The organism is Salipiger pallidus (assembly GCF_014643635.1).
Lineage (GTDB): Bacteria > Pseudomonadota > Alphaproteobacteria > Rhodobacterales > Rhodobacteraceae > Salipiger > Salipiger pallidus.
In genome coordinates this window covers 137,108-147,673 of record NZ_BMJV01000009.1, presented here as the reverse complement: position 1 = coordinate 147,673, position 10,566 = coordinate 137,108, and the positions used below count along the sequence as shown (strand labels likewise).

The following is a 10,566-nucleotide window of genomic DNA, read 5'->3' as shown; positions in this document are numbered from 1 at the left end:
CAATGCTAACCTTCTCCATGGACGCTTCCTCCTCGTAGCGAATTTCGACACCGCTACCTTGGCACAGCGATGCCGTGAGGGGGCGTCCACACCATCAAGAGGGGGACAGGCTGTCCGAGACGAAGTCCAAAGACCATCGCTGGTTCGGCCCCTGCGGGATCGTCATGGGCGCGGAGCGGGTCCCCAGGGCCCGCTTGCGACCGCCCCGTTTACGAACTGTAAAGCCTTCTTCCCGGTAGATCCGGTAGAGCTTCTTCCAGTTCAGCGTCCAGCCTTCCCGCCGCAGCAGGATGTGAAGACACCGATAGCCGAAGCGCCGTCGCTCGCCAGACATTTCCTTTAGCCTTGTTCGCAACTCGGCATCCGTCGGCCTGGTGAAACCACGCCGATAGACACGCGGATCGATCCCGGCCAAAGCGCATGCCCGCCGCTGGTTGTAGTTTCTCTCTGTCATGGCCCAGTCCAGCGCTCGTCGCCTTGAACCGGGCTTCAGAAGGGTCCGCAGGCTCTCTCGAACGCATGGCGTTCGCCTGCTTCCATTCCCAGCATCTCCTTGAGCGTGGCGACATCGAGCATCTGCTCCGCAAGCGTTGTTCGGGGCAAACGCCCCACTGGGGACTTTGCTGATCCCTCCAACTCTTCAGCTTTGCATCCTCAACCTCGAGCGCTTTCAGCCGCTTGGCCTCCGACACTTCCATGCCGCCATACTTCGACCGCCACTGGTAGAACGTGCCATCGCTGATGCCGTGCTTCCGGCACAGCTCCTTGGCGCCTATGCCGGTCTGGTGCTCCTTCAGAATGCCAATGATCTGCTCGTCGCTGAAACGGCCCTTCCGCATCGTCTGTCTCCTCGTGTGGAGAACAGGCGAACCTCAAACCGCGGACTTTTCAGGGGAGCAGGTCAGTCCGTGGCCTGCGTGGCGCAGACACAAGGCGCGGTTGGCGCACGTGGCCGCGGTCGGGCGCGCGGGCAGGCTATGAAGATCAGGCTCGTGTCATTCGATCTGGCGCTTTGCGTTCAGATCGCAAAGAGCCGGGCGATGGCCTCCACAAGGGCCTGGAACACCACCTCGGGTACCGGAGCGCCAAGCGGTACGCGCAGACAGGCCCCGGTGAGGGCGGGATTGTGTTCTCCTGGATGGCCGCGGCCCGCGATCTCCTCGCGCAGCGCAAGCGCGGCCTCGGGGTCACGGGCGATGGCGACGACACGGGGCAGGGGGCTGTCTTCGGGGTGGAACCTGATCCCCACCGCGCCTTCTTCGCTGTAAAAGCACATGTTGGCACGGGCGGCCCCGGCGTGTTCGGTGCCGCGCGTGGCCTCGTTGCGCAGGCGGTTGCGCGCCTGACGGATTTCGGGGGCGCCGTAGCTTTCTTTTTGCTCGCGCTTGACCTCGGAATGCGACATTTTCTGTTCGTGCCGGTACAGCTGGACCTGCACCAGCATATCAAGCCCGGCACAGGCCAGCAGCATCGCGATGGCCACCGGCACCAGACGCCAGACCATCAGCGCCCCGGCCTCGATGGCGCAGGGGGCCCCGCAGCGATCAACCCGGAACAGACCCGCCGCCATCACCCAGACCACCCCCGACGCCGCCGACAGCCACAGGATCACACGCAGCAAGCCGAGCCCGCTTTCGACCCAGTTGCGCCGCCCGATCAGCCTCTTGAACCCGGCACCCGGAGAGATCTTTTCGAATGCCGGAGCGAGCGGCTTCATCGAAAAGGGTATCCCCTTGTGGAACAGCGCGGTGATCAGCACGGCCGCCGCGAGAGTGGCAGCGATGACCGGGAGCACCGCAAGGATCGCCGCGCGCACGGTCATCGAAACCGCAAGGCTGTGCTGATGCGGCGAGGGGGCGGCGATGGCGTCAAAGACCTGCGCAAAGGCCGCCGACAGGTGTGCGAAGACCATGGGCGCCACCGCCGTCAGCACCCCAAGGCCCAGAGCGCAGGTGGCAAAGCCGACCATCGCTTGGCTCTGGGGAACGCTGCCTTCTTCGCGTTGCTTGCGCAGCTTGCGATCGGTGGGCGGCTCGGTCTTCTCCTCGGTCTCGCTCATGGCAGGATGCCGCGTAGCATCGGCAGCGCGTCAAGCGCGTCCGAAATCTGGCCCGCGCTGGCGCGCTCGATGTATAGCGCCATCAGCGGCAGCGACAGCATCGCTGCGAGATTCTTTGAGGTAAAGGCGTGCTCGGTCAGGCGCAGGCGCTGCGACAGCCGGTCGGCGACGGCCAGCGCAAAGTCTATCGCCAACAGGATCGCCATCAGCGGTGCCGCAATCACCAGCGCATCGCGCAGCAGCCCGTCTACCATCGCACCCAGCTGCGTGCCCGTGTCGGCGGCAAAGCGGGGCAGGTGCTGGGCCGCGGGCCACATGTCGTAGCTGTCGTAAAGCGCGCCCACCAGCCGCCACAGTCCGCCGCTGGCGAAAAATCCGAACAGGCCGATGATCAAAAACAGCAGGCCAAAGGTGGGCAGCTGGCCCCCTGCCGGGTCCGGCGCGCCGCCGGCGTTTTCACCGCGATAGGTGTCGATGACGGCGCCCGCGAACTGAAGCCCGAGAAACGGCAGTCCCGCCAGCAGCCCCAGCGCGTAGCCCAAGGCAAATTCCTTGACCAGCATGATCGGCAAGGCCGCCCCCTGCACGCCATCGCGCAGATCGGCAAATCCAGGCGCGGACAGGATCATCAGCGGCAGCGCCAGCGCCAGTGCGATCCCTGCGCGCACCGTCACCGACTGGCCCAGCCCCCAGGAGAAGGCCACAAAGCCGAAGGTCAGCCCCATCGGGCGCAGCATGTTCAGGGCGATGAACAGGAACGCCGACTCGAATGGCAGAGCCAGGAAGCGTTCGGCGGCAAGATCGTCCATCGCTTATCGCCTTGTCGCCGAGAAGCTGTCGAACAGAACCTGCGTGTCGGTCATCAGCGGGGCCACCAGAACACCGCCAAAGGCCAAGAGCACCGCTCCGATCGCGGCAATCTTGACGGTCTGCGACAGGGACTGATCCTGAATCTGGGTGACCGCCTGAAAGATCGACACGATCAGCCCCACCAGCGTCGCCACTGCCAGCGGAACCCCCGCAAGGATTGCCGCATCAAGCATAAAGCTGAACAGATATCCGACAAAGCTGGTATCGCTCATGGGTCTTGTCTCCGGTCAGCTGGCATAACTGGTCAGAAGGCCCTCGATCAGTGACAGCCAGCCGTTGAGCACCACGAAGATCAAAAGCTTGAACGGCACCGAGATGATGTTGGGCTGGACCTGCTGCATGCCCATTGCCATCAGGATGCCGGTCACGGCAAGATCGACGGCCACGAAGGGCAGGTATAGCAGAAAGCCGATTTCGAAGGCGCGTGTCAGTTCCGACAGCATGAAGGCCGGAACCTGGATCACGAAATCGTCCGGCCCACCCACCAGCCCCGAGCCGCGCCAGACCTCGTTGGCGATGCCCACAAAGAAATCAAGCTGTTCGGGGTCGATGTTGGCCGCGAGAAAGGTCTGGAACGGCGCGATGCCAACCTGCGCCACGTCGACGATGCGCTCGGGGGTCATCATTGCAAAATCGACCTCGGCCAGCGCGGACAGCGATGCCGACAGAACCGGCATCGAGATGAAGACCGACAGGATCACCGCCAGCGCCATGACGATCATGTTCGACGGAACCTGCTGCAATCCAAGCGCATTGCGCAGGATCATGAACACCACCGAAAGCTTGATGAAGGAGGTCAGCGTCAGCACCGCCAGCAGAAAGAACCCGCCAATGAAGCCAATGATCAGCGGAGAGGTCAGCTCTCCCATCAGGCGTCGTCCGTGTCCGCCCCCGCGCCGCGTCCGTCATCGAAGGACGTCAGGCGCACCCCGTGGCGCAGGCTGCCATCGGCGTCTTCCACGGCGACCAATTCGCCTCGCGCAAATCTGCGGCCATTTGCGAGGAGGGTGACATCGGTGTCAAATGCGCCGGGCACCGAAACGATGCTGCCGACCCAGAGCCTTTCAAGCTCATGAAACGGGATCTCGGTACGCGACAGCTCGATGCTGAGCGTCAGGGGGAGATCGTCAAGAACGCCTTCCCGGCGGGCGGTGTCGGTGCTCATGGGGGAAAACTCCTTCGTCGGGTCATGAAGTGCGCCGGGCGTCGGATCATGGCGCGCGCCGGGTGTTGAGTGGTCCGGTTCGGGTGCGGAGATAAGGCGCAGGCCCCGGCTTTCGGAATCGATCTCACAGCGGGCTGTCAGGTGGTTGGCGATGCGCAGGGAAAGCTCGTCGACGAGGCTGGCCTGCGGCGGCAACAATACCCCGTCGCCGGGGCACAGTTCGCGCAGTTCAGCGCGGGTCATGTTCAGTTTGGGGCCCAGCACGACCGCATCGGCCATACCGGTGAGCACCGCCGCCTTCGACGGGGCATCGGACTTTGGGCGGGGAATGACGTCGACCAGTTCTTCAAGGATGTCAGCGGCGCCATAATCGGTCGATGAAAGGATACAGGCCACCGGTTCGTCCCAAAGCGCGCAGCCAATGCGCAGCGGTATCGCCGTCTCAGAAAAGGTCCCGGCCTTGGGCACAGAGGCGATGTCCACCGATGTCATGGCCACCGTCAGACCGCTGGCCACCTCGAACCGGTCGAGCAAGCCGCCAAGAAGATGCTCGACCACCAGCGCGGCAAGCTGCGTATCACGGCGCAGGCCAGGCAGTTCCTCGACGACATTGCGGTGCTTCAACAGGGGCTGAAGCACGGGCTGTGACAGGACAAGCCGGAACGTGACGTCCTCGCATACAAGGCTGATCCGCTCGGCGGCAATAAAGTCCTGCAGCAGCGTGTCGTCACGCTGGATCGTGATTTCACCCAGAAACGCGTCTTCCAGAACCAGATCCACCGGCGCGGCGGCAAGGCGGTTGATCAGTTTGACCTGACTGGCGGGAATGCGGCGCCGGGGCAGGTGGAACGGGTGGACCAGGGGGTGCCCTCCAGTGGTGGTGAGATGTTTCATCAATGTCATGCGAGGGCGTCTCCCAGCCATGCGGGCATGGCAGCAGGTCGGGGCGGTGCGTCGTCTTCGGCGCGGATCTCGGCGCGCTGGGACTTGCGGCGGTTTTCCAGGCGCAGCAGCTCGCGCAGAGCCTCGACCCGGCGTTGGGCCTCCAGCCCGTGATCCGACAGGAGCGCCTGTCGCTCCTCCGCCGCTGACAGCCGGGCCTCGGCGCTCTCAAGGTCGCGCCGCGCATCGGCCTCGGCGCGTTTCTCGCGGATCATCGCCAGACGGAAGGCGGCGAACTGGTCCGAGGCGTGGCGCAACCGTCCGGCCTCGGACAGGATCGCCGCCATCCGCGACGGCAGCGCCGCCTCGGCAGCGCTGACCAGCGCACGCTGCGCGTCGGCCTCCACGCCGGCGTCGGCCACTTCGCGGCGGGCCTGCAGCAGGGCGGTCTCAAGCCGTTCAAGCTGTGCTTCGCGGTGGCGCAGCAGCTGGACGACAGGTGCGGTGCGCATGGTCACGACAGCGCCTCCTGCAGCCTTTCGCGGGTTTGCTCAATCGCGGTGGCGGCTTCGGTCAATGGCTGGGCAAGAAACGCCTCGAGCGCATCGCGGCAGGCCACCGCCCGATCCGTCCGCGCATCGGTGCCAGCGCGGTATTCCCCTACCCGAAGCAAAAGTTCCACCTCTTCGTAGGCGGCCATCAGGTCGCGCGCGGTCCCGGCGGCCTCAAGGTCTTCGGGTGCGGCGATCGCAGGGGCGATGCGGCTGAGACTCTGGGTCACGGCGATCGCGGGATAACGGCCGCGCGCCGAGATCTCGGCGGATAGCGTGATGTGCCCGTCAGTGAGCGAGCGCACCTCTTCGGCGATGGGGTCGCCTTCGCCGTCGCCTTCGACAAGCACGGTGAACAGCCCGGTGATCGCGCCGCCGCCCGTGGTGCCCGCCCGCTCGATGATTTCGGGGATCGCGGCGTAGACTGAGGCGGGAAAGCCACGCCGTGTCGGCGGCTCACCTGCGGCAAGGCCGATCTCGCGCAGTGCCCGCGCCACCCGCGTCAGGCTGTCGACCAGCAGCAGCACGGACCGGCCTCGCGCGCGCATGTCCTCGGCGATGGCCATCGCGCTGTTCACACAGGATACCCGCTCGGACGCGGGACGGTCCGATGTCGCGGCAACCACCACCGTATGGGCGCGCACCTCGGGCGGCAGGGTCAGTTCGATGAATTCGCGCACCTCACGACCGCGTTCGCCCACCAGCGCGATCACCACCGCATTGGCATCGCACCCCGCCGCAAGCGCTGACAAAAGCCCCGATTTGCCGGCGCCGGGCGGTCCGAGGATCGCCATTCGCTGGCCGCGCCCGATCGGGGTAAAGGCGTCGATGGCGCGCAGTCCGGTGTGCAGGCGCTGGGTGATGAGGGGCCGGGTCAGTGGGTCGGGCGCGGCGGCGCGGACCGGTCGCCAAGCATCTGTCGCAGGCGGCGGGCCACCGTCGATGGCGCGTCCGAACCCGTCAAGAACCCGTCCCAGCAGCGCATCGCCCACCGCCACCCGCTGGCAGCTGTCGACCATCGCCACCAGCTGCCCTCCCGCCAGACCCGCGGTGCCGCCATGGGGGCTGAGGATCGCGGTGCGGTCAGTCGTGCTGATGACCTCGGCCATGACAGCCTGCGCGCCCTGACCGATGCGGCAGATCGCGCCGACGGGGATGCCGGACATTGCCACATGCACCACCGAACTGGTCACGGCGCGCACCCAGCCCAGTGCGGGGCGCGGGCGCGCCATCGCCATGGCGGATGCCATCGCTTCAAGAGCCACGCGGTCAGCGCCATCGGGGCGGGTGGAATAAGAGTCGCAGCCGGTCATCGCGTCCCCGCCGTATCTTCGGCGCGTCCGTCGGTCCGACGGATTCGGTCGGTCAGGACGGCGACCTGGGTTTCGATTGAAATGTCGACGGCCCCATCGGCAGACAGCATCAGGCAGGTGCCCGGGGCCAGGCGGTCATCGGCCACGATGTCACGCACGGCGGCGAATTCCGGGCGCATCTCGCCCTGTTCATCCCTAAGGGCTCGGCGCAGCGATGCGGTGCTGTCAGGAGAGCTGCGCAGCGTGATCTGCCAGTCGGCACGCCCCTCGGACAGGGCAAGCGCGATGATGCTGCGGGCGCGGTCTTCGTCGGGGATGGTGCCGAGAATGCGCATCACCGCGTCGGCAACCAGATCGCCGATCCAAGGGCCAAGCGCGTCGAACCGTTCGGTCAGACGCGCCGCGTCGCGCATCAGCCGCAGCCCCGCATCGGCGGCGGTTTCGATCCGGTTGTGGTCGACAAATTCAGCAAGCTGCGCGTCGGACAGGGCCGAAACGCGGGCCATCTCGTCTTTGGCGGCGGCGCGTGCGTCTTCGAGGATGCGCTCGGCGGTCGCGTTGGCCTCGGCAAGGATGGCCTCTGCCGACTGGCTGGCCTCGCGCCGGGCGATGGCGCCCGACAGGCGGCGGTCCAGTTCCGTGGCCTTGATCCGGGTTGCCTTCATGCCTCTCCCTCTCGGTCCATGGTTCGCGCGATCCAGTCGGACACCCAGATGCGCCGGGCGATGCGATGTGCGCGGGCTTCGGCCCCGACATTGCGCAGCGTGGTCGTGTCGAAGAGCCCCAGCTCCATCGCGATCATCGCAGGCGTGTCAGGCAGGCTGCCGCACCATGCGGCAAGGCACAGCCGCCCTTCGGTATCCGCCGCCGCAACATCCGGGCCGAGGGCGCCGGTCGTCTCGACCGTGGGGGCGATGTCGCGCAGCCGCAGGGCGGCGCGGACCTCTTTCGGGGTGAGCTCGGCAGGCATCGCCCGCCCGCCGATCATCGCCGCCGACAGGTCATCGGCGAACCAGCCCAGTCCCAAAGCCCGGACAAGCGCGGGGCGCGGCAGATCCAGAAGATGCAAAAGCGCCGCATCGCTTTCGAAAGTGGGCAGGCTGTCCGGCAGGGCCAGTGCGCCGCCATCGACCAGCCGAGCGGCCAGCGCCGCCTGGAGACGGGGGTTGCGCACCATCTCGGCCCGCAGGCCAGCGTCTCCGATCGCGCCAAGTGCGATCGGCGCAAGGCGGTCGGGGGCGTCGGCCCGGCCGGCCCGGGCGTGGGCAAGGATGCTGGCGGAGGCGTCAGAGGCAGGCTGCATGATCCGCTCCGTCAGCCCCGTGGTCGCCGCAGCAGCCCGTGCACGATTGCCATCACGCCGACGCCCAGTACGATCAGCGCTGCGACTGCCGCTAGCAGCGCAAGCTGGCCGCGATCGCCCCAAGGCAGCAATGATGCGCCGTTTACCGCAGGGCTGTTATTGGGCCGCGGGACCGCGCTGTCGGGCGCGTCCGTTGCCGACACGACCCGTTTCATGCCCGACGCCGGAAAGGCGGCGATGTCGACCCGGTCGTATTCAAGATGGGGCACCGAATGTGCGATCAGGGATTTGATGGTCGGGATCGCGGGGCCCGGTTCGAACTCGGGTTCGTAATGCAGGGCCACCGATGCGGATGAGCGATTGACCGCTTCGCCGTAGCGGGGCTGGGGTGGAATCATCACCTGCACGCGGGCACTACGTATGCCGGCGATCTCGGACACGGTATGCGACAGTTCTTCGTTCAAGGCGAACATGAAGCGCGCCCGCTCTTCGAAGGGAGTGCCGACGATCCCCTCGTCAGGGAAGACTTCGCCCAAGCTGGCGAAGCGGCGCTTGGGATAGCCTTCGCCGCGCAGCACGGTCACCGCGGCGCCGATCTCGGCGGGCGTGACCATCACTTCGTAAAGCCCGTCCTTGTCGCGGCGTCGGCCCGCCTCGATGCCCGAGGCCTGCAGGATCGCGACCATTTCGTTGGTCTGCACCTCGTCGAGCCCGGTATAAAGCGGCTCCTTGCACGCCGCGAGCAGCAACAGCCCGGCAAGGGCTGCGAAGCGAAGTGCCGTGAGATGATAACACATGATGCCCCCCTCCGGACGTCCAGTTCCGTGGCAACCATGCCCGACCTGTGTTGAGGTCTCCAAGAGGTGCTGATTACGTAGGCAGATACGTATATGCGGACATTCGCACATCATGCCCCACTAGACGCGGCCTTGGGCAATCAGGCACTCTGGACATGGTCGGATAACTCAAGACGATCCGCTGTATTGGATCCTTGCCACCCGTCGGCCAAAATGCGACTTCACCCTCTGTCTGCCGCACCGGGCCTGACGGATAATGTCCCCATCTCTGGAAGCGCTTCGATGGAAAGCGATCTGCTCGTAAGTGTCATCACCTCGGTCTCGGCCTCCTACGTGGGGCATTTTGAGCGGATCTCGCGGGATGCGCAGAGCGTAGAATCGATGTCGGCGGTGCTGGGGTTGTCTGCGTCGCGGTTTTCTTTCGTCCATACCATTATACAGTTGCTCACCCGCGACGAGGGCTGCGAGATCGATGGCTATCTTGCGCCTCCGCTTTTTCGGTGGTTCGACAACGGGGGGCAGGGTGAGGCGGATATGATCTGCGCGGTGAAGGGCAAGATGTGTAAGGGTGACCGGCATGTGGTCCTGCTGTCCCGTGGAAGGGGCTTTCGCGAAACCATCCTTGCAGCCCATGCCTGCTTTGGCATCAGCGCCGTGCGTAGCCTGGGTATGGCCGGGCTGCTGGGCGGCGGTGGGATGGCTGATATGGCAAGCGGCGGGTTGACATTGTCGCGGCGTATCCTTGAGACGGCTCGCGAAGAGGACGCCCTGCCGACGCCGGCGGACTGGGAATTCCGCCCGCTGGCTCAGCATCACTGGGATGGGCTGCGTGACCGCAGTTTTTATTCGCTGGCTTTGTCGACTTCTTGATATGCGCCGCCGGCCTCAGCCGGAACGGGACAACCGAGCCAGAAGCTGGGCATCCCGCTGAGGCAGCTCGCCACGCCGTTTCATCATCCTCAGGATCGACACCGCGCGATCGCGGTCGCCGCGCTTCAGGCTGAGCCGGGCGGTCAGGCCGAAGGTGGTGATATCCGCAGGATTGCGCCAATGGGCGAGGGCCAGCACATGCCGTGCCTGATCGAGTTGGCCATAGGCGATATAGAATGCGCCGAGGCTGTTCAAAAGCGCGATGTCGCGGGACTGCTCGGCCGGGTCCTCCCCGTTTGAGTCCTTGGTGCTTTGCGGGCTGGGGCGCGGCAGTGGCTCGGCGGTCATCACGGATCCTGTGGGATTGCGGTGCGCAGGATGTGCAGGTGCTCAAACATGCGTGCCTGCAGATCAAGAACCTCAAGCCCTGCGAGCATCTCTTGGCTGCCCGACTCCCCCAGCTTCTGGCGCAGGCGCAGCGAGGTCACTGCGACCTCCATGGCCAGCGCATCGCTATCGCGCGCGGCAATGGATTCGATCAGTTCGGGAGCGGGTTCGGCAGGATCGGCGCGATGGCGCGCGGCGGGTGTGTCGTCGAGCGAGGGCGGCGTGCCGTGGACCTGCAGGGCAGTCGGCTTTGGCCGGGGCGGGTGCGATGCGGGCGGCGCAGGATGCGGCGCGACTGCGGCGGGCTGAGCGGAACGCAGGCCCCGACCGGCGGCAGAGGCGCGGCGGTTTGGGTCGACTGGCGGCATC

13 protein-coding genes and 1 pseudogene are annotated in these 10,566 nt (G+C 66.0%); 1 reads left to right on the top strand and 13 read right to left on the bottom strand.

The window, feature by feature from the left end:
• Positions 1–106: 106 nt before the first annotated feature.
• From IEX41_RS18700 to sctJ, 11 genes and pseudogenes are all read right to left on the bottom strand, one after another.
• Positions 107–839 (bottom strand): annotated as a pseudogene (locus tag IEX41_RS18700) (transposase); the annotation flags it as partial.
• A gap of 179 nt (positions 840–1,018) precedes the next feature.
• Complete coding sequence (locus tag IEX41_RS18695; RefSeq protein ID WP_188791841.1) at positions 1,019–2,059, bottom strand: EscU/YscU/HrcU family type III secretion system export apparatus switch protein; 1,041 nt, start codon at positions 2,057–2,059, stop codon at positions 1,019–1,021.
• Entirely contained in the window at positions 2,056–2,868 is an 813-nt protein-coding gene (locus IEX41_RS18690; RefSeq protein ID WP_188791840.1) for an EscT/YscT/HrcT family type III secretion system export apparatus protein, read from the bottom strand. Before IEX41_RS18690 ends, IEX41_RS18695 begins: the two co-directional genes overlap by 4 nt.
• A 3-nt stretch (positions 2,869–2,871) precedes the next feature.
• Complete coding sequence (locus IEX41_RS18685; RefSeq protein ID WP_188791839.1) at positions 2,872–3,141, bottom strand: flagellar biosynthetic protein FliQ; 270 nt, start codon at positions 3,139–3,141, stop codon at positions 2,872–2,874.
• Positions 3,142–3,156: 15 nt separating this feature from the next.
• A complete protein-coding gene (locus IEX41_RS18680; protein ID WP_188791838.1) occupies positions 3,157–3,798 on the bottom strand; it encodes an EscR/YscR/HrcR family type III secretion system export apparatus protein in 642 nt (213 codons plus the stop codon).
• Positions 3,798–4,997 carry a FliM/FliN family flagellar motor switch protein gene (locus tag IEX41_RS18675; RefSeq protein WP_188791837.1) on the bottom strand — a complete coding sequence of 400 codons (1,200 nt, stop codon included), beginning with the start codon at positions 4,995–4,997 and terminating at the stop codon, positions 3,798–3,800. Before IEX41_RS18675 ends, IEX41_RS18680 begins: the two co-directional genes overlap by 1 nt.
• The gene (locus tag IEX41_RS18670) at positions 4,994–5,494 is read right to left on the bottom strand and encodes a hypothetical protein (protein WP_188791836.1); all 501 of its coding nucleotides are present in this window, start codon (positions 5,492–5,494) and stop codon (positions 4,994–4,996) included. The genes IEX41_RS18675 and IEX41_RS18670 overlap by 4 nt, the downstream gene beginning before the upstream one ends.
• Positions 5,491–6,840 carry a FliI/YscN family ATPase gene (locus tag IEX41_RS18665; RefSeq protein WP_188791835.1) on the bottom strand — a complete coding sequence of 450 codons (1,350 nt, stop codon included), beginning with the start codon at positions 6,838–6,840 and terminating at the stop codon, positions 5,491–5,493. Before IEX41_RS18665 ends, IEX41_RS18670 begins: the two co-directional genes overlap by 4 nt.
• On the bottom strand, positions 6,837–7,505 hold the full coding sequence (locus IEX41_RS18660; protein ID WP_188791834.1) for an HrpE/YscL family type III secretion apparatus protein: 669 nt from the start codon (positions 7,503–7,505) through the stop codon (positions 6,837–6,839). Before IEX41_RS18660 ends, IEX41_RS18665 begins: the two co-directional genes overlap by 4 nt.
• A complete protein-coding gene (locus IEX41_RS18655) occupies positions 7,502–8,143 on the bottom strand; it encodes a hypothetical protein (RefSeq protein ID WP_188791833.1) in 642 nt (213 codons plus the stop codon). The genes IEX41_RS18660 and IEX41_RS18655 overlap by 4 nt, the downstream gene beginning before the upstream one ends.
• Before the next feature lie 11 nt (positions 8,144–8,154).
• Positions 8,155–8,940: a type III secretion system inner membrane ring lipoprotein SctJ gene (sctJ, locus tag IEX41_RS18650; RefSeq protein WP_188791832.1), complete on the bottom strand. Its 786-nt coding sequence runs from the start codon at positions 8,938–8,940 to the stop codon at positions 8,155–8,157.
• A 282-nt stretch (positions 8,941–9,222) separates the two neighbouring features.
• Between sctJ and IEX41_RS18645 the strand changes: the two genes are divergently transcribed.
• Entirely contained in the window at positions 9,223–9,810 is a 588-nt protein-coding gene (locus tag IEX41_RS18645; RefSeq protein WP_188791831.1) for a hypothetical protein, read from the top strand.
• A gap of 15 nt (positions 9,811–9,825) precedes the next feature.
• Here the strand turns inward: IEX41_RS18645 and IEX41_RS18640 are convergent, their stop codons facing one another.
• Together IEX41_RS18640 and IEX41_RS18635 are read right to left on the bottom strand one after the other, a co-directional pair.
• Entirely contained in the window at positions 9,826–10,158 is a 333-nt protein-coding gene (locus tag IEX41_RS18640) for a hypothetical protein (protein WP_188791830.1), read from the bottom strand.
• Positions 10,158–10,565, bottom strand: coding sequence for a hypothetical protein (locus IEX41_RS18635; protein ID WP_188791829.1), 408 nt, complete (start codon positions 10,563–10,565; stop codon positions 10,158–10,160). Before IEX41_RS18635 ends, IEX41_RS18640 begins: the two co-directional genes overlap by 1 nt.
• Position 10,566: the final 1 nt, after the last annotated feature.